Raw genomic sequence first — 23,019 nt, 5'->3', positions numbered from 1 at the left:
GGTTATCCTATTAATAATAGGGTGAAATCATAACGTAAACGATGACCCCGGTCACCGCCACGTACAGCCATATGGGAAAGGTGTACTTGGCCCACATTCTATGGCTTTCAAAATCATCAAGATACACTTTTGAATAGGTAATCAAGACCAATGGAATTACCGATATGGAAAGTACGATATGGGTCATCAAAATAAAGTAATAGACATACTTTATATTTCCCTCACCTCCATATAGGGTGGTTTCGGAAGTCATGTGATATGCCACATACATGACCAAGAACAAGGCCGATAAAAAAATACAGGTGGTCATCAACTTTTGGTGCAACGCCCTTCTGCCATTCTTGATGGCAATGACAGCAACCACCAACAAAATGGCCGTGATACCGTTTATTGTTGCATAAATGGGCGGTAAAAAGCTCAAAGGTTCTGTATTGGGTATTTTGTAGGCAAACAACAATGCCACAACCAAAGGGATTGCCACGGATATGGCCGTGATCCACTTATTAAATTTCTTCTCTCTAATAGAAGCTTCTTCCATTATTCCGCCAGTAATTTCTTAATGTCCTCTTTTAGTATGGTTATCTGCTGCGCCTCGCCATCAGCGTTTACCCCTTGTTTTTCGGTTATGGTTCCCCGGTAGTAAATCAATGGGTTGCCATGCTCATCTTCACGGGAACGAATATACCCATTTTTATCGATCAGAGCGAACATTCCCGAGTGTTCAAAGCCTCCTGGGGCACTCTCATCTTCTTGGGCAAAGATATAGAAGCCCTCTTGCGCCAAACGATATATTTTGTCCTGATCGCCCGTCATTAAATGCCAATCCTTATCGGTAATGCCGTATTTTTCCGCATATTTTTTAAGCACCGATGGGGTATCATATCTGGGGTTGATGGTAAAGGATGCCACACCAAAATCCTCATTATCCTTAAACGTCTCCTGTAGCTCCACCAAATTCTGCGTCATAATGGGGCAAATGGTGGGGCAGGTGGTAAAGAAGAACTCAACTACATATACTTTTCCAAGGTAATCCTCATTGGTGACCAAGGTGCTGTCCTGGTTCAAAAATGAGAAAGCGGGCACTTTTCGCTTTTGCCCCTGGTTTACCACAAAACCTACGCTTTGTTGTTGTGCGCCAACGCTCATGCGGTCATTCTCCACAACGGTTCCGCTCTTGACCCTTTTGGTTATTTCATAGACTGCAAAAATCCCGAAAATCAGAATGATGGCTGACACCCAAATATAGGTGCCTTTTTTCTTGTTATTTGCTCCTGTCGGCATTGTTCTTTTTTAAGGCGAGGCGATATTCTGCCAAAATTATTTTGACATCGTCCTCCATTTTATTGTTCAGTTCTGCTACGGATGCCGTGTTGAACCCATATTTGGTCCCTTCATCTTCATCATCCTTTCTTCCCCTTAGGTTTCCGTCCTTATCAATAATAAAAACATAGGGGGTGGAAAAATTGCCATCCAGATCTAAATCTGTATTCAACCCTTTGAAAAAGGATTCTATTTGATTTTTATTTCCATAGACAAAATTCCATTTGTTGCTATTGGATAGATCATCGAGTTCTTCTTTCAAGGCTTCCACTTTGTTCTCATTTCCTTCTTGCACCACCATCAGCATTTGAAAATCATGGAACTCACTAAACCGTTTGTAGATTTTTTGGTTTAGATTGAAGGCATTGCCCTTTTTACCATCAATATCGTTCCCCAAAAAACCCAATATGGTAATCTTTCCCCTTAAAGTGGCAGAAGGATCCATTTTGGAAACATCAGGGACATTCTCGGTTAGAATGGGCAATTTTCCAAAGTTGTTGACCCCTGAGGCAAAAAACAAATAGGCCACCAAAGGGAAGATGAACAGAATTACTAAAACGAGGGTTTTTTTCATAGCATTCTAAACCTTACAAAAATAAAAAAAGACGGTTGGAAAACCGTCTTTTATTCTTGTTAATACTTTCCTAGAAGTTCCAGGCCATGAAGCCATCCTTGAAGACGTTATAAATGTAGTCTGCTTCAAAGAGCAAAATGAATATCAAATAACAGACCAAGAAAATGGGTGTCCAGACAATTGCCCTCCTCAAAGAACTTTTTTCATCTCTCAAGTGCATGAAGTCCCAAGCAATGTAATAGGCCTTTACCAAGGTTAGTATAATGAAAATCCAGTTAAGGAGCTTCATCCCAATAAAGTAATTGTGGGTCAAAACCCGTGGTTTTGTAATACCTAGTGCAACTTCAATTGCCGTTACAATGGTAAGGAAAATCAATACGCCCCATATCTTTTGGGTGTTCGACTTAAACTTTAGCAGTCCTCTAAAAATTTCAAGTTTATGATCGTGTGCCATTATATCATCAATATTTTATACCAAATAAAAGAATGTAAATACGAATACCCATACCAAATCCACAAAGTGCCAGTACAGACCAACTTTCTCCACCATTTCATAATGTCCCCTGCGCTCATAGGTGCCCAAAATGACATTGAAAAAGATAATCACATTGATCACTACTCCAGAAAATACGTGGAATCCGTGGAATCCAGTAATGAAGAAAAAGAAATCTGCAAAGAGTCTACTACCATACTCATTGTGGATGAGGTTTGCGCCTTCCACCACTTGTGTGGCATCCAATAGTTTGGTCAAGGATTCTTGTCTGTTCAATAGGGTTTTCTCACCTTCTTCGTTGATGGTTTCAGTACGGATAAGAATATTTGGAGTGGCCTTAAAGCCTTCTACCACTTCATTCAAGGAAAACGAAGTTTTGTATCCTTCCTGCTCAAACCAAATCCCTTCGCTCTTCAAATGTTTTACCCGGTCTTCAGGTAAAGTCGTGGCAAAATCGGCCAAGGCTACCCTTTCACCGGTCTCTGCATTGACAAACTGGAGAATTCGACCTCCCTTGGTCTCTACCGCTCCGTAATCTCCTTTGATAAAGGTTGCCCATTCCCATGCTTGTGATCCAACGAAAATGGCACCACCAATAATGGTAAGGAACATATACAGAATAACGCTCTTTTGTTTCATTTTATGCCCGGCATCCACGGCAAGTACCATGGTCACGGAGGACATGATCAGAATAAAGGTCATAAACGCCACATAGTACATGGGATAGTTTCCATGGAAAAAGGGCACGTGGGTAAACACCTCATCGGCAATGGGCCAAGTCTCTATAAACTTGAACCGGGAAAAGCCGTAAGACACCAAAAACCCAGAAAAGGTCAAGGCATCCGAGACTATAAAAAACCACATCATCATTTTTCCATAGCTTGCGCCCAGAGGTCTATTTCCCCCTCCCCAAACGCTGTCTTCTGTACCGGTAGTCACCGTCGTATCCATATAAAAGGTCGTTTTATTAAAACTTTCACAAATTTACACCTTTTGACGTATTCAAAAAGATAAAGTTGAATGAAAACTGATTGAACAAAGATTTATTTCACGAAATACATAAATAGTATTAAATACACCCAAAGAAAATCCAAAAAATGCCAAAACGTGGCACCCAATTCCATCCCCAACATATCGCCTGGCATATATTTTCCGCGCAGTTGCTGCACCAGTACCACCAAAAGAGTTATCAATCCGGCCACAACGTGGGCGATGTGCACCGCTGCTATCAAAAAAACATAGGACATTTTAATGCTGCTGGTGGGGCCGGTAAAATAATATCCGTTTTCCAGCATTTGGGAAAACCCATTGAACTGGAGCACTATAAAGGATATCCCCAAAACCAAGGTGGCCAACAAAAAGATGGTGCCCATTTTCTGGTCATTTCTACTGACAAATTTTTTGGCCACAAAATAGGTGACACTGCTTAAAATAATGATTGCCGTACTGATAAAAAAGGCCTGAGGCAGTTCCAAATCACTGATCCAGTCATCGCGTTTGCTGCTCACAATATAGGCGCTGGTCCAACCGGCAAACCCCATGATAAGGCTTACGATGCCAAACCATAGCATCATTTTCTTTGCCCTTCTATTCTTCTCCTCCGCTGTTCCTTGGGTTAAATCCATTTCAATTAAATAAATTTATCTACTACGTAAATTATTTGAATCAATGATATATAGGTGACACTGGCCAACATCAACCGTCTTGCGGTGCTATTGTCCCGTTTCTCATATAGTCTAAAAGCAAAAAAGAGCATCACCAGCCCGGCCAACAACACCAATATGGCCGCTGTGACGGACAGGCTCAACCTTCCCGTAATGCCAAAGACCGGCATAATGGAGATAACGATCATCCAAATGGTGTACAATATGATCTGCATGATGGTGCCTTTATCTTTTTTTCCAGTGGGCAACATTTTAAAACCTGCCTTCTTGTAATCCTCGTCCAGCATCCAGCCCAAAGCCCAAAAATGAGGGAATTGCCAAAAAAACTGAATCATAAAAAGGGTTCCGGGTTCAATACCAAAGTCATCCGTGGCGGCCACCCATCCCAACATAAAAGGAATGGCCCCGGGGAAAGCACCCACAAAAACCGCCAAAGGGGTTTTCGTCTTCAATGGCGTGTATACACTGGTATACAGAAATATGGAAATTGCCCCGAACATAGCGGTCTTTGGACTCAAGGCAAATAAGGCCACCACACCAAGGACGGTTAAAATTATGGCAATGGTCAATGCTGTTTTCACAGACATACGGCCTGAAGGAATGGGGCGATTTTTGGTGCGGTTCATCAAGGCGTCCAAGTCCTTTTCAATAATTTGATTAAAGGCATTGGAGGCTCCAACCATACAATATCCGCCAAACGTCAACAACAATAAGGATACAGCATTAATTTGATAGGCGCCCAGAAAATATCCGGCTATGGATGAAAAAACAACACTGACTGCCAGCTTGGCCTTTGTAATCTCCTTGAAATCGGAAAAAATCAAGGAAAGGGAAGTATTTTTAACGGAACCTACGGCAGATTTCATCCACAAACATAATTGGCTGGCAAAGATAACGCCAGCTTGTATCTTTTCCAACCAAATACAAGGTTTTATGACAGTTATGAAAAACCTTGGTCTAGAAAAAAAGCCCTGACGTTTCCATCAGGGCTTTCTCTATTCCCGCCTCGACAGGAATATTGGGTATTTTATTACTGAAGCTTAAATGTAATTGGAATACTGAAAGGTACTTTTACAGCTCTACCTCTTTGTTTTCCGGGAGTCATTTTAGGCAATTTTTTGATGATACGCATTGCCTCGGCTTCCAAGTTCTTGTCTGGTCCACGCATTCTAATGTTTCCGATGCTTCCATCTTTTTGGATGACAAAAATTACGTTCACCCTACCTTGAACGCCCATTTCTTGGGCAATTTCTGGATATTGGAAGTTTTTACGAATGTGCTTCTGCATCATTTCCTGGAAACATGCTTTCTTGTCGCTGGCTCCTTCGCAACCAGGGAAAACGGGTACATCCTCAATAACAGCAAATGGAACTGAAATATCTTCTTCTACCTCTTCAACTACCACTTCTTCAATTTCAACAACCTCTTCTTCTTGGCTGGTTTCGGTAGACTCGATTACGGTTTCCTCAACTTCTTCTTCATCTTCAACAACCTCAATTACCTCAGGCGCAGCAGGTGGCGGTGGTGGCGGTGGAGTCTTTATTTGTTCGGTCATTGGCACTTCTTCGTCCAATTGGTCCTCAACGTTCAGGGCAATGTCATAATCATTTGCCTTGTCATATTTTTTCCATTCCATGGCTCCATACACCAATGCCAAAACAGCAGCCAGCCCTACAACAAAATAGAGCGAACTGTTTCTTCCTACATCTGCTTTTGGATTCTTTTTTAGTTCCATCTTTTTGAATTTAGTGTTCGCTAATTTAATTATTAATTCGCTAAATAAGCAATTAAAATTTCCATTTTAACGGCCTTTCCTTGGAAAAAAGCCATCGAATAAGGCCAATTCCTACAAATGCTCCCAAAATATTTGCAAAAACATCGCCCAGTTCCGCCATGCGATCAACGGTCATGGTATACTGTAAAACCTCAATAAGTATGCCATAGACAATTGCCCCCAACAAAACATAAATAGTTGTCTTTCCCATTTTCAGATTGCCCCGGGTGCGTTCCCTTACAAAAAAACATCCCAAAAACGCAAAGACTGTATAAAATACAAAATGGGTCATTTTATCGGCGTAGGGAATATCCAGTTTTCCGGTATCCAAATCCACCTCGGAAAAAGAAAATAAGCTGAGCATTGTTATGAGCAACACCCAGCCTATAAATAATAAGGTATAACTATTTTTTTTAAGCACCTATCAATGCCTTGTAATCCTCATCGCTCATTAAATCGTCCACCTCCGAAGCATCGCTCATTTTTATCTTGATCATCCAGCCTTCGCCATAAGGGTCGGTATTCACCTTTTCCGGTTCATCTTCCAAAGATTCATTGAACTCGATAATTTCTCCACTGAGGGGCAAAAAAAGATCGGAAACGGTCTTAACGGCCTCCACGGTTCCAAAAACCTCTTCTTTATCCAAGGTCTCATCCAAAGTTTCCACCTCTACATAAACAATGTCACCCAACTCTCCCTGGGCAAAATCCGTGATTCCTACTGTGGCAATATCGCCATCTATCTTGACCCACTCATGGTCCTTTGTGTACTTAAGTTCAGCTGGTATGTTCATTTGTCAAAATTTGTAATTCGTCGATGGACAAATGTAACGGATTGCGGGTTGTATTCAAACAAACCTTTCAATTAAATCAGGGAAAAATCAAATCCCTTCTTAACTAGTTTCCGAAGTTGTACCGTATAGTGAACCCCGTATTGATAGTGGTTTGGGGAAATGCTGTGGAGACCGCAAATTTGGAAAAGGAGTGGTCGTAGAAGAAAAGTGCGTTCAAGCTTTTGCTCAGGGCATAATCTGCAGTAAACTTGACGGACATCAGTTTTTGGCCCGATGTAATCTGGTTGTTGTCAATATCCAGATTTCGTATAATGGTGATATTATCCCGTAGGGATAGATCGGCCTTTAAGTTCAAATCTCCCTTCAATCTAGTTTTTTCCCCACCAATATTGGTCACAAATTTTACATCCTTGAAGCGGTACCCCAATCCGAGTGTATATTCCTTACCATTGATCTCAGTGAGTAGGTTGTTATCAAAACTGAGGGATAGGGTCCTATCGGTACGAACCTCAGCCAAGAAGCTAAAGGAGTTGGTCATTTCAAAATCCACACGCATCAATGGATTGAACTGGTCCGTCAATACCACATTATTGATGATGTTATCCGGTAATACATCCCCTGTTTCGGGATCTGTGGTGGTATTCCGTTTTTCCAAATTCGTCTGGAAGGAGTTGATGCTATAGGCTGCTCTATATCCATGGCTCAGTGAAAAACGCTTGAATTTTTTTCTGAACCACTTGTTCTTCATCAATCCCGTGTATTTGATGTTCCAATTGGGGATGGGAATTTGCCTGAAGGCATCTAAGTTTACCCGATTCACATCCTGACCGGTGTACGCGGCAAAGAACGCTGGAAGCAGCACCTCTTGTTGGGTTTTTCCATAACGCTCGGGAAAGCCATCTTCATCCAAGGTGCCCGGGCTCTCTCCCCTATCGGAAACCAATCTATTGGCAATGGTGATCCTGTTTTGTTTGAAGGTTTCAAAAGTTTCGGAATCAAACTCATCACTCTTATTGAACACTGTTCCGATCATCAAGGTGGAAATACTAAAATTTCCAAAGGTATTGCCCAACAAGGTCTCATACTCCAATTGGCCTCCACCCAAATCATTCACCCTAAAGTTTTCTTGATAGCTATTGGTCAATTGACGGTCTGCCGTTAAGTCTATGGTGATATCCTGAGTGGGTTGGGCCGTGGCTGTTATGTTCAGTTGTTTGGTTGAATTCTGCATAAATTGCGAATTGAACTCCGGAAAAGTGGTCAACCAACCGTTTCGGGCTGCTTCGTAACGTACATCAGCCTGACTTCCAAAGACAAATCCCAAGCTTGGACGGGCTGTTCCGATAAACCCGATGGATTGGGTATATCCCGGGAGTACTTTACCTCGATTTTCACTATAATTCACATTCACCCGTTTCACCATGGTCAGAACATCTACCAAGGTGTTGAAGCCCTTGCTGGTCTTTTTGGGTGCGTTTTCATCCGTATCGCTTGCCGGATTGCCCGCTTTATCCCTACGCACTGCGGCTTGGGTTGCGGTGACCTTGCCATCCCGCTTCTTCAATCCCAAGAAATCGTAAAAGCGTTGCATGCTCAAATTGGCGGTCAAATTGTGGGTACTGGCATTTTGCACGGTATTGATTTGGGCATTGGGATCGTTAAGCGCCTCTTGAACCACTTCTGCCAAGGCATCACCACCGCGTTGCCAATCAAAATTACTGGTATAGGTGTATTGGGCATTGATGAAATCCAAGAACGGAAACTTACTGAACGGCAATTCGTAGTTCAACTGCATTTGTTGGGCATGTCTGTTGGGCTCCCCAATATCAAAGAAACCATCCCATAAATCCAATGCTTCGTTGATACCTGAATCGGGGTTATCATCCACATTAAAATAATTACGAACGATATTGTTGTTGGACGCCGTCAAATTCAAACGAAGGGATTTACTGAGACTATAATTTAAGGTATACTGCCAATTGAACAGATAATTGCGTTGTTGCAACAAAGGCAATTCCAACAAATCTGCATTATTGTCATTTGTAACCGAGCGAAATCTTTGTTGATTGAAAGAACGGATATAGTTTGCATTTAGGGACAGGCTTGTGGGCAGCGCATTAAAATTCAAATCCTTCAGCCATTTCCAATATTTGCTCATAAAAAGTGAATCCTTCTTGGCAAAAGGCGCAACGGGTGCAGGTTTAAAATTATGGTTATAGACAAATCCGGTGTTCACATTCTGATCACGGAGGTCCGCAACTTCAAAATCCCTGTGATTGGTCTCATTATAGGAGTAATTGAACGTAAAGTTTTCAACGTCAAAGAAGTTGGCTTCAGCTTCCTCCCCTCTATTTTTTCGTACTCCAATTAAGTTGATACTGGTACGCTTGGTATAATCCTCTGCCCTTTTCCTTGTTTCTTCAGCTTCTTCAGGAGTATTCGCTGCGGCTACAAGATCTTCCAATTTGAGGTCATCGTAGACAGGATCAAATTCGGGTGTGATCAAGGTTTCAGAAATTCCGTAGTTGAACGGCAACTGAAGGTTCCATTTCTTCGGAAACAATTGTCCTACGTTGACATTGGTGACCACATCATAGGAAACGGCATCCTCCCTAGATCGCTCATTGGGCATTTGGTCTATGGAACCAAACCCCGAGGTGCTCTTGCTTCCAGTTGCCGAAACATTGGCAAAGTCGGCCATGTTGGCATCCATGGCTGCAATGGCTGCCCATCCCCCGTTGTTGTCCAATCCGGCCAACCGAAGTTCGTTGAACCATACTTCCCCTCGGGCGGGCAAGTCGTCAATGTTCTTGATCCCCACCATCATTCCCCGGATACTTCCCAAGGAAGGGTTACCCCGTATTCCAATTCGGATCCTGCCCAAAGTCCTTGGTGCAAATTCATCAACGGGAATCACTTCGCCATCCACTATTTCGTAGTAGTTGATTTGATTCAGGGTCTGTTCGGCAATACCTCTTGATTTTACTTTGTTTAGGTCATCCAAAGCAATATCGATTTGGTTGACATCCGGCCAAATCTGATCCGCCGAGGTCACATTGAAAGGTGTAAACTGTAACGGCAATTCTATCTGATAGAAGTTTTCCGAAAAATCCGTCCCTATCCGAAGAAAACCGACCAAAGGGGTATCATCATCCGAATAATCCCCATTCATAATTTTTTCTGCGTGCATGAACATCTTAATCCGTTCATACTGGCGCACGTCAATGTTCACATTTTTAAAGACTCCACGGGAATCCTCAGATTCCAAGTTGTCCACCACAAAGGACAAGGATTGTTCATTCTGGCGGATAATGGTGTTATTGTTGTTCAACTGCTCCCGAACCACACCCGGAGGCAACACATAGGGTATGGGCTGTCTTCCAAAATTCTCTTCAATGTTCACCGTATTCACATCGGTTACGGTACCATCATCCGAAGGATCATTGTCCACATCGGGCTGGAGTGATCTGGCATAGGTACGCCAATCGCCCCGAACCAAATCCAAAGTGGCAAATCGCAGTACCACATCATCCGAGAATCCGGTGAGGTACATCCTCATAAAGCTGATGGACCTGAAATCGGTTATGCCACCCACTGCATCGGTAAAATCACTTAACGGAATTTTATACTGGATCCATCTTCGGTTGAGTTGGGTCCCATTGGGCAATGAGGGGGTCTGCCCTTCACGGATATCCGTCACATACTTATCATCAATGGTGGTATTGGGCTTGATCTGGATACGATACTCATAATAACTGTTTACCGTGTTCATCGTCAAATCCCGGTCAATATCCTCTACATCGGGCAAGGTGGTAGATCCCCGGTTGGTGTTGGTCACGGCAACGGGCGAGTTTCCATCCGTGTTGTTGAAATTCGAATACCGCTGCAAAATGCTGCCCTCCCTATTCAAATAATATTGGTAGTTATCCAAAGCAGGGTCTTCTGCCGGACCATTATAAATAGATTGCTCGGCAGCATCGTCCAAACCATCCAAACCTACATCCTGTAAAGTCCTATTGGCCTCATCGGCATCAAAGGCATATACCAAGGATTGGGTAGAGGGAACCTGTCCCCAAATGGTAGGTCTTGGCACTTCAGTGTTGGTACTCGCCGGCAATCCGTTTTCATACTGCTTACGACCATCCCGTAGAATGTCTTCGGAAATGTTACCCAAATTGAATACAAGCTCTCCGGCATTGGCATTCGTGGTCTGCCCGTCCACATAAGGATCAAGCACCCAAAATTGCACGAATTCCACGTTGGACTGTTCAAAATTGGTGCTGCTGAGGGGACGCATGATTCCTGCCCATTTATCGTCTGGGGTTTCCGCATCAAAACTAGGGTTGGCGTTATAGGGCCCTTTTTGGTTGGGATAATACACAATATCCAAAGTGCTCTGCACCTGGGTCTGCCCTTGGGCGATATCCGTCTCGGTGAACACCTCATCAATGAACACCCTTCGGGTGGAATTCAATGAAATATCATTATCCGATAAGCCCGAAGGTCTTTGATTGGTGTAAAAAATGGGGTCGATGGTATACCACGCCATTTTTGCCCGTTCGTAACCTACGTCAATATCCGTTCGATCTTCCAAAAACTCAACGGGTGGACTCGCCAAGGTCCATCCCAAGGAAGAGCGGATATCTATCAAAGCCTGTGCGCCTTCAAAATCATCCAAATAGGTTGTGGTTTCGCCTTGGAAATCGGCATTTTTGGGAGAGTTGGGCTTTAAAAATGCCACTTCACCCCTCAAAGATAGGTTGGAAGGAACATCGGTATCAATGTTCGGTAATTTGTTGGCCAATCGGGTCAAAAACGGAATTTCGGTACTGAAGTTTCCGTTCAGACCAAAAATGGTATTGTTCACGGGTTCTATCCCATAGTTGGATTTTTGGGTCAGGGGTCGCTCATTCAGATTGAGAAGCGTTCCACCCAACACAAAATTCTCATTAAACTTATGTTCGACATTGATTCCCGTAAATCTTCTTGTCTGTTGCCCAAAAACGGCATTGTTTTCCACCGAAATATTGATGGGCGTATTGGAAGCTTGCAAACTGGGGTCCAAAATCTGCACGGTTCCCGCTTGATAGTTCACCGTGTAATCAATCCCCTCTTGAAGTTGACGGCCACCCGCCGTTACCCTTACTGAACCTCTTGGCACATTAAAGGCCCCAATTGGAATACCGTTGTTTCCTTGGGATTTGTACCGTCCTTTTATTTGGAACCGATTCTTTTCGGCATCTTGCAAAGAAGCGGCCTTGGTTTTGGCGTACATGTTTCGGAACACATAGCGCTGCTGATTGACATTATAGCCTTGATCGTTCTCCACATCATAGGTTCCACCACCCAATTCATCGAACAAATATTCCCCAAAAGGTTCCACCTTGGTGAAGATAATTCGCCCGGATTGTGGATCTACGGTAATGCCGGGCACATAATCAAAGAAGCCATCACCACCGGGTTGCACATCATTGTAGACATTAAGGCGGTCCAAGTTGAAGACATTGATCAAAATACGGTCCTCCAACCCAGATGGCCAACCTGCATTGGGATCTACCGGCGTAATATAGTTCCTCGGCGTGGGATCGGAATAGAGAATGTTCAGTTTAAAATCCTCTTCGCTCAACTGAAATGCTCCAGTAGAGTAAATATTTTTCATCATCAAATCCCAAATGGGATCATCCACATTGGTGATGTTACTCTTCAATAATTTTAGGATCAAGGTATTGTTCTCAATAATGGGATTAACACCCCCAGAAACCGTAGTGGCATCCACGCCGCCATTGGCAAACTCCCCAACTTGGTAGACTTCTCCATTATACGTATACTGGAAAGCAACTCCCAACACCTCATCATTGCTCAACCGTTGATTCAGCGAAATATACCCCAATTGGGAATCGAATTGGTAATCACGTCCCTGTTCCAGTTTTCGGGCATTTTCCAAAATGGCATAATCAAAACCTTGGTTGACTTGGTACCCCGGAACATTGAACCCGGCTTCCACTGTTGCAATATCCCGGATAGATGGGGTCAATGCCCCAGAACCAATCTGGTTGGGGTTATAATCGTTGGCAGCATTTTGCGGAAGTCCCGTTGCAATTGCGGTTGGGTTAAAGAATCCTGCTGGATCTCCATTATTGTTCCCTATTCGGGTCTTATCCGACAATGCTTCCCCCAAATCCTGGATGGCCACCACGTTCCTCACGTTCAAGGTCTGTTGGTTACGGTTGGTCACCCAAACCTCCAATCGGGTAATCTGTATTTGACTTCTGATAAAAGGGTAGTTTTGTAAGGCATCATCATAATTGTCCCTAAAGTAGTGTGCCAAGAAAAAGTGTTTGTCCTCATCATAGTCCAATGCAGTGAGCGCAAACTCGTTCAAGGTTCCCCCGCCTTGGGCCACAACGGTATTGTTTTGGGACCGTTGCTCGGAAAAGACGGCGGTGACCGTGGTTTTTCCAAATTGCAATTGTGTTTTTACCCCAAAGAGACTTTGTGCCCCTGTAATCAGGGAACTGTTCAACGGCATGTTCACATTACCGACCTCTATTTTTCGAAGAATATCGTCCTCAGTAGGTGTGTACTCCAACTTGACCAAATTTTGGAAATCAAACGTGGCCTCCGTATCATAATTGGCGGTCACTTGGAGTCGCTCCCCCACTTTTCCCAATAAACTTAAGCTGATGCGTTGGTCAAAATCGAACGAAAGATTGGTTCGGTTTCGAGGTGACAACGCTGGATTATCATTTTTTTGCCACAGAACACCCAAATCCATGGCCACGGAACCCTGGGGAATCACTTCTATGGTATTTCCGCCAAAAATGGACTCAAAGAAGTTGCTGTTCACATAAAAATTGGGCAACAGGTTCTTTCTGGCCTCTTCACTACCTTCCTTCCGGCCAGTAAAGGCATCGATTTTTTCTTTGAAATAGGATTTCATCTGCTCCTTTTCCACCAACTCATAATACTGTTCCGGGGTAAGGATAAGTGGATAGCTCACATCGAAATCGCCAATGCTCTCTGTGTAGATGTATTGGTCGGTATCGGGGTCGTAGGTATATTTGGAAATGATGCTATCGGGGTTCTCCAATATCAAGCGTCCAAGCGCTACGCCCGTTTGCACAGAATCTTGAGCCTGCTCATTGGTGTCCTGCCCTCTCATGGTGGTCACGGTCACGAAACAAGCAAACAAGAAAATGTACTTAAAACTTGATGGTTTAAGTATTGGTTTTGCCCCTCTTTTCAAACTAGTTACAAATTTTTCAGCGCCAGTTTTATAGTGTTCTCAACGCTTAGTGAAGGGTCTTGCGAAAGCACCTTGTCAACCGCCTTTTCAGATTGTCTTCTGGTGAAACCAAGAACCTCTAAAGCAGATAACGCTTCTTCTTTACTTGTATTGTTTGATTGAGGGGAAACTTCTCCCATATCGTAGACTTTCAAAATCTTGTCCTTCAGGTCCAAGATTACACGCTGGGCCGTCTTGGCCCCTATCCCCTTGATTGCCTGAATGGAAGGCACATCGCCATTGGCAATGGCATCCCGTACTTCAGTGGGCGAAAGTGAGGACAACATGGTCCTTGCAATGCTGGAGCCAACCCCTGAAACCGAAATCAGCAACCTGAATATCTCCCGTTCCGATTTCTCTGCAAAACCGAACAGGGTATGCGAATCTTCCTTGACCAAAAGATGGGTGTACAAATGAATGTTCTCCTCGTCTTTCAACAAGGAAAAGGTATGCAGGGAAATATGAAGAAAGTATCCCACCCCATTGCATTCCACAATGGCATAGGTGGGATTCTTTTCTACTAGTTTTCCTCTTAGGTGGTTGATCATTACTCTAGCCTAAGCTTCTTTTAATATCAAATTAGGATTCCATCCGTGCCTTTCTTCGTTTTTCCCGTTCTTGGGCATCGATTACCGCCACGGCCACCATGTTCACCATTTCATCCACACTGGCGCCCAGCTGTATGATATGGGCCGCTCTGGGCAAACCTACCATAATGGGGCCTATGGAATCTGCTTCGTGCAATCCTTTGAGCAATTTATAGGTAATGTTGGCCGATTCCAAATTAGGGAAAATCAATGTGTTTACTTTCTTCCCAGAAATTTTTGAAAACGGGAAATTGTTGTTGCACAATTCCTGGCTCAATGCAAAATCAGTCTGAATTTCACCATCTACAACCAATTCGGGATTTTTCTCATGAAGGATCTTTACGGCTTCCCTTACCTTTTGGGCATGTGGGTGACCGGACGATCCAAAATTGGCATAGGACAACATGGCCATAACTGGATTGAAACCAAAGGTTTTGGCCACATTGGCGGTCATTTGGGCTATTTCAGCCAGTTCTTCTGCATTGGGATCAATATTGATGGAGGTATCCGCCAAAAAGAGGGGACCTCTTTCCGTAATCATAATGTTTACCGTGGAGGCATTTTTCACCCCTTTGGCACGGCCCAAAACCTCAAAAACAGGTCGTAATACTCTTGGGTATGCTCTTGAATACCCAGAAATCATTCCATCGGCATCCCCTTCTTTAAGCATCATGGCCCCAAAATAGTTTCGCTTGCCCATATTTACGCGGGCACTGTATTTGGTCTCTCCTTTCCGCTTTCTGGTCTCCCAAAGTTTTAAGGCGTATTTGGTCCGCAGTTCGCTGGTCTCATCCGCCCTGGGATCTATAATGGGCACCTCGGCATCAAAGTCAAGCTCTTCCTTTAATTTCTCAATGGTTTCCTTATGCCCTAAGAGTATGGGGATGGCAATGCCTTCGTCATGCACAATTTGAGCTGCTTTCAACACGTCCAACAACTCAGCTTCTGCAAAAACAATACGTTTTGGGTTGAGCTTGGCCCTATTGTGCATCAATCGAACCACTTTATTGTCGTTGCCCGATCTTTGGTAGAGTTCCTCCTCGTACTTTTCCCAATCCTGAATGGGAAATTTGGCCACACCACTTTCCATGGCGGCCTTCGCCACCGCAGGTGGAATCTTGGTGATCAACCGTGGGTCGAATGGTTTTGGGATGATATACTCTTTTCCAAAGGCCAATCGGGTGGTATCGTAGGCTATGTTCACCTGCTCGGGAACAGACTCCCGGGTCAGGTCGGCCAATGCCCTCACAGCAGCCATTTTCATTTCCTCATTAATCTTGGTGGCCCTTACATCCAGTGCTCCCCTAAAAATAAAGGGAAAACCCAGTACATTGTTCACCTGGTTGGGATGGTCGGAACGCCCTGTGGCCATAATGACATCTTTCCGGGTCTTGCAGGCCAAATTGTAGTCGATTTCCGGGTTTGGATTGGCCATGGCGAACACAATGGGGTTCTCTGCCATGGATTTGAGCATTTTCGGCGTCACGATATCGGCAATGGAAAGCCCGATGAACACATCGGCATCTTTCATGGCCTCTTCCAAGGTGTCGATCTTCCTATCGGTGGCGAACTCTTTCTTTTCCCCACTCAGGTTTTCCCGGTCACTTCGGATAACCCCTTTGCTATCCAACATGACAATATTTTCGGCCCTGGCCCCAAAGGCCTTGTATAATTTGGTACAGGAAACTGCGGCAGCACCTGCTCCACTGACCACGATCTTGACTTCTTCAATCTTTTGATCGGTCAATTCCAAAGCGTTCAACAAAGCGGCGGCGGAAATAATGGCCGTTCCGTGTTGGTCGTCGTGCATTACGGGAATGTCCAATTCCTCTTTCAGGCGGCGTTCAATCTCGAAGGCTTCCGGGGCTTTGATGTCCTCCAGATTGATTCCTCCAAAAGTTGGCGCTATGGTCTTGACCGTTTCGATGAATTTTTCAACATCCTCCGTATCCAGTTCAATATCGATTCCATCGATATCCGCAAAAATCTTGAACAAGAGGCTCTTTCCCTCCATGACCGGCTTGGAAGCCTCTGGGCCAATGTTGCCCAGTCCCAAAACTGCGGTTCCATTTGAAATTATGGCCACAATATTTCCTTTGGCCGTGTATTTATAGACATCGTCCTTGTTCTTTGCAATCTCCAGACAGGGTTCGGCTACCCCCGGAGAGTAGGCCAATGCCAAGTCTCTTTGCGTGGAATACGGTTTGGTCGGTACTATCTTTATCTTTCCTGGCTGTGGCTTAGCGTGATAAAGCAACGCTTCCCTTCTTTGTTTTTCCTTACTCATATAGTAGTTAATGAAAGGGTAAAGGTAGGGGATTCATTGGTTTTTAGGCAATACCATAGACACCAATTTTGATATTAAAGTTAAATGTGAAACAATAATGTCCGACCCCTATTGCTTTTCTACATTTTATGGTATTTCTGTATCCAATTCAGAATCTCTTTTGTCTTTTGGAAGGTTAAGACGCATGGCCAGTACTCCCGCAATGATGAAGAATACCCCTCCAAACAAAATGGCATTTATGGCGCTGTTGTTCATCCAATTCTTGATGATGGGACCAAAACTCACGGTTTGAATCAGCATGGGAATTACAATCATCATATTTACAATCCCCATGTAAACGCCTCTACGTTCCTCAGGAATCACTTTGGACACCATGGCGTAGGGAATCCCCATCATAGCGGCCCAACCTATTCCGAACAAGACCATGGGTGCCAGCAACAACCATTTGTCCGTAATAAAAGGCATCATCAGCATGGCCGCACCGGTCAGGAACAAACAGAGTACATATACCAATTTTGAACCAATCCGTGAAGCAATGGGCACCAAGGCCAAGGCCACCAACATGGTCACAAAATTGTAGGTTCCGTTCATTAAACCGGCATGACCCAATGCCTGTTCAGCCAAGGATTGAACCTGCTCCGCGAAAGACATATCTTCTGCACTGATCTGGGCTCCTTCCCTAAAGGACGACATTATGGATTCAAATCGTGCATTGTCCTCATTGGTTATGCCAAAAAGGCTACTTCGCAACATGGGTGGCATAAACTGCCAATAGACAAACAGGGCATACCATTGAAACAAATAGACTGCCGCCAATTTCCATAAAAATCCGGGCATCACCCCAATGGCTTCAGCAGCTTCCAACAAGGGGTTTAAAGTATCCCCCAGTTTTTTAATGGTGGGGTTGCCAGTATTTTTTTTGATAACTCGGTAGAGCATATACAACCATAAAAAGGCAAAAATCAATACAATGATGACCCAGAGATTGATATTGTCCCATAATTGTGGATACAAACCACCAACCAGATATCCCAATAGAAGTGGAGCGGAAAAAATAACAAAGAGCACGCTCAATATTTGTACGATGGGTGCCGGCGTGTTTTCATTGAGTCTTTTGATTTCCTCAAGCTCTTCAGGTACGGGTGGAATTTCCGGTGTTTTCCAAACGGACCACATTACGGTTCCAATGGAGGCCAAAGCTCCTAAAAAGAAAGAGTAATATACCCAAGTGGGTATGGATGATACACTCTCTGTGGAGGTATCAAAAAGCCCACCAGCCTCAGCCGGGACACTAAACCAATGTTGAAATATAAAGAGCGATAGATTGGCCAGCGTAATCCCGGCCCCAACGAAAAGACTCTGCATCTGGTAGCCAAAGGTCAATTGACTATCTGGAAGCTTATCCCCCACAAAAGCACGATACGGTTCCATGGCCGTGTTGTTGCCCGCATCCAAAATCCATAAAAGTCCCACAGCAAACCACAATTCTGGACTGAACGGAAAGGCAAAAAGGCACAAACTGGCCAAAATGGCACCGATTAAAAAGAAAGGTTTACGCCGTCCTCCCCATTTGGGCGACCAAGTTTTATCAGAAATGGCCCCAATGATAGGTTGAATGAGCAGACCCGTCACAGGACCGGCCAAATTTAACAGGGGGAGCTCATCATGATGGGCGCCTAAAAACGAAAAAATTGGGCTTACAGCGGTTTGTTGTAGCCCAAAACTGAATTGGATCCCAAAGAATCCAACGTTCATATTCCAGATTTGCCAAAAGCCCAATCTGGGTTTAGTGATCTTCATTATTGTGTGAGTTTAGTTAGTTGTCGATATAGAGACGGAATAAATACGAATTCCGCAAAAAATATGCCTTTAAGATACTATTTTTTAGTATTGACCAACAAAATTATTGCCCAATGCCTCTTATCAAGGCGGTTTTATTCTTTGATAAAATCAATATTTCGCTTGAGACCGGACAATTTGGTCCGTTTTACCGCTGATTTCTGGAACACTTTTTTGAAGACATCCTCGGTGATTTCCTCCCAGTCCTTTTTGGTAAACGACAACAGTTCAGGATTTGGGCTGAACAAGGGTTCGTTATGGGGTTTTGAAAAGCGGTTCCAAGGGCACACATCTTGGCACACATCACATCCGAACATCCACTCATCAAACTTTCCATGGAATTCTGTGGGAATCTCATTTTTCAACTCAATGGTAAAATAGGAAATACATTTACTGCCATCCACCACATACGGTTCCACAATAGCTTCGGTGGGGCAGGCATCAATACAAGCCGTGCAGGTGCCGCAATGGTCCGTGACGGGAGCATCGTACTCCAAATCCAAATCCAAAATGAGTTCTGCGATAAAATAAAAAGAGCCTACCTGCTGGGTAAGGAGGTTGCTGTGTTTGCCCATCCATCCCAGACCACTTTTGGCCGCCCAAGCTTTGTCCAAAACAGGGGCGGAGTCCACAAAGGCCCTACCATATACTTCCCCAATCTCCTCTTGGATAAAGTGCAGTAAACTTTTGAGTTTGTCCTTTATCACAAAGTGATAATCCATTCCATAGGCATATTTGGAAATTTTGTAGGAATCTGGGTTCTGTTGTTCGGAGGGATAATAATTCAGCAATAATGAAACCACGGATTTGGCCCCATCCACCAATTTGGTGGGATCTAACCGCTTGTCGAAATGGTTTTCCATGTACTGCATCTCCCCATGCCTATTTTGGTTGAGCCATTTCTCCAATCGAGGTGCTTCCTCTTCCAGGAATTGGGCCTTGGAAATGCCACAAGACAAAAAACCGAGGCGCTTGGCTTCGGTTTTAATCATGTTGGTATGCTTTTGTTTAGAACCCATCTGTCATGCTGAGCGCAGTCGAAGCGCTTACTTGTCTAAAGGTTGATATTTTGAGTGTGTTGCGTTTCTGCATTCCGATAAAATCTTCAACATATTGTAATCACCATTTATCAAAGCTAGCTTTTTTGCCCTAGTCCACCCTTTGATTTTTTTCTCAAAATAAATAGCCTGCAAAACATCATTGAACCCTTGTTGAAATTTCAACGCAACAGGCCTTTTTTTATAGGTGTAGCAGTTTTTGTTAAAACCCGATTGATGTTGTTGCAAGCGTAGCTCAATATTATTTGTTATTCCTGTGTAAAAGGAGTTATCCGTACACTTTAAAATATAGACATAATAGGTAAACACAAAATAAATTTAAGCATTTGCCCCAATAAAGGGCTTCGACTGCGCTCAGCCTGACATTGAAAATAAAAAACCGAGGCACTTGGCTTCGGTTTTTATTAGTTCCGTGTTTTTACTACGGCTGTACATTTCCCTTCCTAAGTGAGGAACTAAGTTACCATTTCAAATCTAATTTGCAGTTTTTGGACCAATCACAGAGCCGATTTCCATTATTGAGGTTACCGGAAACCCGGCTTTTTCCGCATGCTCCTTAATCAAATCTGTATCGTTGGATTGGTAAACACAGAATACTTTATCACCAGTAACATAGCTGTTTACCCACACAATTCCTTTCATTTTTTCCAAAACCGAACAGGATTTCTGGGAAATTCCCTTTAAGTCGGCTTCGGTAAATTCACCAGCTTTTGGGATATCCCTTTCTATGAGGAATGATTTCATTTCCTTGTCAGATGAAGTTTCTTGTGCACTTGCGGATACTAAACTGAAAACGGTCACCAATACTAGTACGCCTTTTGTCTTTAACTGTTTCATACTTCTTGTTTTTTAGTTATGACCCAAATCTATTGTGAATCAACAAGTAACACTTTAACAGAAAGACCTGATTTTATTACTTTTAAATCATCCCTTTAGTTTTTTTAAATAGGATAATGGTGCAATGCCAAATTGTTCTTGGAAACATTTGGTATAATACGAAGGACTGGCAAAGCCGACATCAAAAGAGGTTTGGGTCACATTTCGCTCTGTTTTGAGCAAATCCAAAGATTTGAGCAGCCGATGCTCACGTATCAATTCATTCGGTGATTTCCCAATTATTTGAGTGCATTTACGATATAATTTGGATTTACTTACCGCCATTTCAAGGCAAAAATCCTTTATGCCCCAGTTCGGGTTTTTCAAGTTGTCATACAGTAAATCCATTATGGTTTGAAGAAAGGTTTCTTCCTCTAGTTGAAGACTTTTAAAAAGCCCATCATTGTATGATTCCTTGGTGTGGTTCTTGTAAATTTCGTCAATCATCGATGCTGCCATTATTTGATTTCCCCCTGCGATACTGCATAAATATTGGGCCATTTTTATGGTTTCACCAAAAACCACTTTACTGTTGTCCACAGGCATGCCTGCCTGAACACCCTGTCTTAAATCAATCAGTTCCCCGGCAACATGCAACTCTTTTTGGATAGCCTTGGCGCACCCCACCGCTTGCGTAACCGATAAAAAGGATGTTATGAACCCATTCTCTGTAGACTCCACTTCCCTTCCTTCATATTTTTGAAGATTTTCCCTAAATATCTCATGAAATAGAGATATTAATTTCCCCGCCTTTTCCTTTCCCAACCCTTCTTGAAGCAACACTATGTTTTTGATCTGGGAAACCAAAATAATCCGAAATGCAGGATCATTAAAAATTTTGAGGTTGGGGTCGTCATTATCATAATACCCTTCAGGGTCGGTTATTCTGCCCAAGAAGGCTTCAACCACATTGCTATTGACCTTTACAATCTCATGTGGAATCAACCCATGGGCACGGTTATGCATTTCTATCACTGCTTCCTTGGTCGGTGCATCAATGAGGCAAAAAGCGGAATCCCGGTCCTCATCCACCCAATAGGTCATGCATCTACATCCATATTCATCCTGGATCAATACATCTTCCCTGTGTGCTTTTGCGGCATGCTTGGCTTCAATACCAGGTACGATATGTCGGTCCATGTAAATGGGCATAATTCTGTTTTATATTTTAAAAGAACACATAAATCTTCTCTTAAAATATAAAAATCGAATCAAAAAATATCAAAATAGATTCAAAATGAAGGGATTAGAACAACCCTCCTTGGGTTCCGCCCTTTATTCTCCCCAAATGTTTATAGGCCAATTCCGTCACTTCACGGCCCCGCGGGGTGCGCATGATAAATCCTTGCTGAATCAGAAAGGGCTCATAGACCTCCTCAATGGTTTCTGCGCTTTCGGAAACGGCAGTGGCCAAAGTGGTGATGCCCACTGGACCACCTTTGAACTTATCAATAATAGTGGTCAAAATTCTATTGTCCATTTCATCCAGACCGTAGGCATCCACATTCAAGGCCTTTAGGCCAAATTGCGAAATTTCTATATCGATGTTCCCATTTCCCTTGATCTGGGCAAAATCCCTCACCCTGCGCAGCAAAGCATTACAGATTCTTGGGGTGCCCCTACTTCGCCCTGCAATTTCTATGGCAGCATCCTGACTGATGGGCACTTTTAAAATTTCGGCACTTCGTTCCACAATGGTGGATAGCAGTTCGGTATTGTAATATTCCAACCGACTTTGGATACCAAATCTGGCCCGCATGGGAGCGGTGAGCAATCCCGATCGGGTGGTGGCCCCAATCAACGTAAAAGGACTTAGATTGATCTGCACGGTTCGGGCGTTGGGTCCCGATTCAATCATAATGTCAATCTTGTAATCCTCCATGGCCGAGTAGAGATACTCTTCCACAATGGGGCTGAGCCGATGGATTTCATCAATGAACAGAACATCCCGTTCCTCCAGATTGGTCAATAGTCCGGCCAAGTCACCGGGCTTGTCCAAGACAGGGCCTGAGGTCACTTTGATGCCGACCCCAAGTTCATTGGCCAAAATATGGGCCAAGGTGGTCTTTCCCAATCCGGGAGGGCCATGAAAAAGGGTGTGGTCCAAGGCTTCTCCCCGCAAATTGGCAGCCTCCACAAAAACCTTCAAGTTTTCCAACACCTGGGCCTGACCTGTAAAATCGTCAAATGTAATGGGCCTGAGCGCTCTTTCGATATCCAGCTCTTCTTGGGAAAAATTCTCGGCAGTTGGGTCTAAATTTTCATTCATTGCTTAACAAATATAGTTGAAAACCCCATCAGCTTGAAACCATTTTCCTTAAAATGATCTTGTGTGCACATCTTAAAAATCTAAGTCTTACCTTAGTTATATCAAAAACACTCGATCATACACAATTGTACCAGTGGCCAATTCAAATGTCACATCGAGCCTGCCTTTGTCGGCAGACAGGCGCAGTCGAGATGTCTTT

19 protein-coding genes are annotated in these 23,019 nt (G+C 43.6%); all 19 read right to left on the bottom strand.

Annotated elements, in window-relative coordinates:
* Positions 1 to 10: 10 nt before the first annotated feature.
* On the bottom strand, positions 11 to 538 hold the full coding sequence (locus tag A7D14_RS09840) for a DUF420 domain-containing protein (RefSeq protein ID WP_067033640.1): 528 nt from the start codon (positions 536 to 538) through the stop codon (positions 11 to 13).
* A complete protein-coding gene (locus A7D14_RS09835; RefSeq protein WP_067033637.1) occupies positions 538 to 1,281 on the bottom strand; it encodes an SCO family protein in 744 nt (247 codons plus the stop codon). The genes A7D14_RS09840 and A7D14_RS09835 overlap by 1 nt, the downstream gene beginning before the upstream one ends.
* On the bottom strand, positions 1,262 to 1,894 hold the full coding sequence (locus A7D14_RS09830) for a hypothetical protein (RefSeq protein WP_067033634.1): 633 nt from the start codon (positions 1,892 to 1,894) through the stop codon (positions 1,262 to 1,264). Before A7D14_RS09830 ends, A7D14_RS09835 begins: the two co-directional genes overlap by 20 nt.
* A 70-nt stretch (positions 1,895 to 1,964) precedes the next feature.
* The gene (locus A7D14_RS09825; protein ID WP_067033632.1) at positions 1,965 to 2,348 is read right to left on the bottom strand and encodes a cytochrome C oxidase subunit IV family protein; all 384 of its coding nucleotides are present in this window, start codon (positions 2,346 to 2,348) and stop codon (positions 1,965 to 1,967) included.
* Between the two features lie 15 nt (positions 2,349 to 2,363).
* A complete protein-coding gene (locus A7D14_RS09820) occupies positions 2,364 to 3,338 on the bottom strand; it encodes a cytochrome c oxidase subunit 3 (protein WP_067033628.1) in 975 nt (324 codons plus the stop codon).
* 92 nt (positions 3,339 to 3,430) lie between these two features.
* Entirely contained in the window at positions 3,431 to 4,012 is a 582-nt protein-coding gene (locus A7D14_RS09815) for a heme-copper oxidase subunit III (protein WP_067033626.1), read from the bottom strand.
* A gap of 5 nt (positions 4,013 to 4,017) precedes the next feature.
* Positions 4,018 to 4,917 carry a heme o synthase gene (gene cyoE, locus A7D14_RS09810; RefSeq protein WP_067033623.1) on the bottom strand — a complete coding sequence of 300 codons (900 nt, stop codon included), beginning with the start codon at positions 4,915 to 4,917 and terminating at the stop codon, positions 4,018 to 4,020.
* Positions 4,918 to 5,081: 164 nt separating this feature from the next.
* The gene (locus tag A7D14_RS09805) at positions 5,082 to 5,786 is read right to left on the bottom strand and encodes an energy transducer TonB (protein WP_067033620.1); all 705 of its coding nucleotides are present in this window, start codon (positions 5,784 to 5,786) and stop codon (positions 5,082 to 5,084) included.
* Positions 5,787 to 5,838: 52 nt separating this feature from the next.
* Complete coding sequence (locus A7D14_RS09800) at positions 5,839 to 6,189, bottom strand: VanZ family protein (protein ID WP_067033617.1); 351 nt, start codon at positions 6,187 to 6,189, stop codon at positions 5,839 to 5,841.
* A 49-nt stretch (positions 6,190 to 6,238) separates the two neighbouring features.
* Complete coding sequence (gene gcvH / locus A7D14_RS09795; RefSeq protein WP_067033613.1) at positions 6,239 to 6,619, bottom strand: glycine cleavage system protein GcvH; 381 nt, start codon at positions 6,617 to 6,619, stop codon at positions 6,239 to 6,241.
* Positions 6,620 to 6,722: 103 nt separating this feature from the next.
* The gene (gene sprA, locus A7D14_RS09790) at positions 6,723 to 13,865 is read right to left on the bottom strand and encodes a cell surface protein SprA (protein WP_067033610.1); all 7,143 of its coding nucleotides are present in this window, start codon (positions 13,863 to 13,865) and stop codon (positions 6,723 to 6,725) included.
* Positions 13,866 to 13,870: 5 nt separating this feature from the next.
* Complete coding sequence (ruvA, locus tag A7D14_RS09785) at positions 13,871 to 14,452, bottom strand: Holliday junction branch migration protein RuvA (RefSeq protein ID WP_067033607.1); 582 nt, start codon at positions 14,450 to 14,452, stop codon at positions 13,871 to 13,873.
* Positions 14,453 to 14,483: 31 nt separating this feature from the next.
* A complete protein-coding gene (locus A7D14_RS09780) occupies positions 14,484 to 16,778 on the bottom strand; it encodes an NADP-dependent malic enzyme (RefSeq protein ID WP_067033604.1) in 2,295 nt (764 codons plus the stop codon).
* A gap of 126 nt (positions 16,779 to 16,904) precedes the next feature.
* Positions 16,905 to 18,578, bottom strand: coding sequence for an MFS transporter (locus A7D14_RS20395; RefSeq protein ID WP_067033601.1), 1,674 nt, complete (start codon positions 18,576 to 18,578; stop codon positions 16,905 to 16,907).
* A gap of 134 nt (positions 18,579 to 18,712) precedes the next feature.
* On the bottom strand, positions 18,713 to 19,636 hold the full coding sequence (gene queG / locus A7D14_RS09770) for a tRNA epoxyqueuosine(34) reductase QueG (protein WP_067033598.1): 924 nt from the start codon (positions 19,634 to 19,636) through the stop codon (positions 18,713 to 18,715).
* Positions 19,637 to 19,663: 27 nt separating this feature from the next.
* Positions 19,664 to 19,984, bottom strand: coding sequence for a GIY-YIG nuclease family protein (locus A7D14_RS09765; protein WP_067033595.1), 321 nt, complete (start codon positions 19,982 to 19,984; stop codon positions 19,664 to 19,666).
* Positions 19,985 to 20,149: 165 nt separating this feature from the next.
* Positions 20,150 to 20,512: a DUF4242 domain-containing protein gene (locus A7D14_RS09760; RefSeq protein WP_255307429.1), complete on the bottom strand. Its 363-nt coding sequence runs from the start codon at positions 20,510 to 20,512 to the stop codon at positions 20,150 to 20,152.
* 87 nt (positions 20,513 to 20,599) lie between these two features.
* Positions 20,600 to 21,703 carry a nickel-binding protein gene (locus A7D14_RS09755; RefSeq protein WP_067033591.1) on the bottom strand — a complete coding sequence of 368 codons (1,104 nt, stop codon included), beginning with the start codon at positions 21,701 to 21,703 and terminating at the stop codon, positions 20,600 to 20,602.
* A gap of 94 nt (positions 21,704 to 21,797) precedes the next feature.
* Entirely contained in the window at positions 21,798 to 22,820 is a 1,023-nt protein-coding gene (gene ruvB / locus A7D14_RS09750; RefSeq protein WP_067033588.1) for a Holliday junction branch migration DNA helicase RuvB, read from the bottom strand.
* Positions 22,821 to 23,019: the final 199 nt, after the last annotated feature.

Origin of the sequence: Allomuricauda sp. CP2A (genome assembly GCF_001683915.1) — a bacterium.
Classification (GTDB): domain Bacteria; phylum Bacteroidota; class Bacteroidia; order Flavobacteriales; family Flavobacteriaceae; genus Flagellimonas.
This window is presented reverse-complemented; position numbering and strand designations above follow the sequence as displayed.

Excerpts from the sequence above, each read along its gene's own strand:
- ruvB (WP_067033588.1), bottom strand. The coding sequence starts at position 22,820 with ATGAATGAAAATTTAGACCCAACTGCCGAGAATTTTTCCCAAGAAGAG.
- A7D14_RS09835 (WP_067033637.1), bottom strand. The coding sequence starts at position 1,281 with ATGCCGACAGGAGCAAATAACAAGAAAAAAGGCACCTATATTTGGGTG.
- A7D14_RS09825 (WP_067033632.1), bottom strand. The coding sequence starts at position 2,348 with ATGGCACACGATCATAAACTTGAAATTTTTAGAGGACTGCTAAAGTTT.
- A7D14_RS09780 (WP_067033604.1), bottom strand. The coding sequence starts at position 16,778 with ATGAGTAAGGAAAAACAAAGAAGGGAAGCGTTGCTTTATCACGCTAAG.
- A7D14_RS09815 (WP_067033626.1), bottom strand. The coding sequence starts at position 4,012 with ATGGATTTAACCCAAGGAACAGCGGAGGAGAAGAATAGAAGGGCAAAG.
- queG (WP_067033598.1), bottom strand. The coding sequence starts at position 19,636 with ATGGGTTCTAAACAAAAGCATACCAACATGATTAAAACCGAAGCCAAG.
- A7D14_RS09755 (WP_067033591.1), bottom strand. The coding sequence starts at position 21,703 with ATGCCCATTTACATGGACCGACATATCGTACCTGGTATTGAAGCCAAG.
- gcvH (WP_067033613.1), bottom strand. The coding sequence starts at position 6,619 with ATGAACATACCAGCTGAACTTAAGTACACAAAGGACCATGAGTGGGTC.
- A7D14_RS09820 (WP_067033628.1), bottom strand. The coding sequence starts at position 3,338 with ATGGATACGACGGTGACTACCGGTACAGAAGACAGCGTTTGGGGAGGG.
- A7D14_RS20395 (WP_067033601.1), bottom strand. The coding sequence starts at position 18,578 with ATGAAGATCACTAAACCCAGATTGGGCTTTTGGCAAATCTGGAATATG.
- A7D14_RS09830 (WP_067033634.1), bottom strand. The coding sequence starts at position 1,894 with ATGAAAAAAACCCTCGTTTTAGTAATTCTGTTCATCTTCCCTTTGGTG.
- A7D14_RS09840 (WP_067033640.1), bottom strand. The coding sequence starts at position 538 with ATGGAAGAAGCTTCTATTAGAGAGAAGAAATTTAATAAGTGGATCACG.
- cyoE (WP_067033623.1), bottom strand. The coding sequence starts at position 4,917 with ATGAAATCTGCCGTAGGTTCCGTTAAAAATACTTCCCTTTCCTTGATT.
- A7D14_RS09760 (WP_255307429.1), bottom strand. The coding sequence starts at position 20,512 with ATGAAACAGTTAAAGACAAAAGGCGTACTAGTATTGGTGACCGTTTTC.
- A7D14_RS09800 (WP_067033617.1), bottom strand. The coding sequence starts at position 6,189 with ATGCTCAGCTTATTTTCTTTTTCCGAGGTGGATTTGGATACCGGAAAA.
- A7D14_RS09805 (WP_067033620.1), bottom strand. The coding sequence starts at position 5,786 with ATGGAACTAAAAAAGAATCCAAAAGCAGATGTAGGAAGAAACAGTTCG.
- ruvA (WP_067033607.1), bottom strand. The coding sequence starts at position 14,452 with ATGATCAACCACCTAAGAGGAAAACTAGTAGAAAAGAATCCCACCTAT.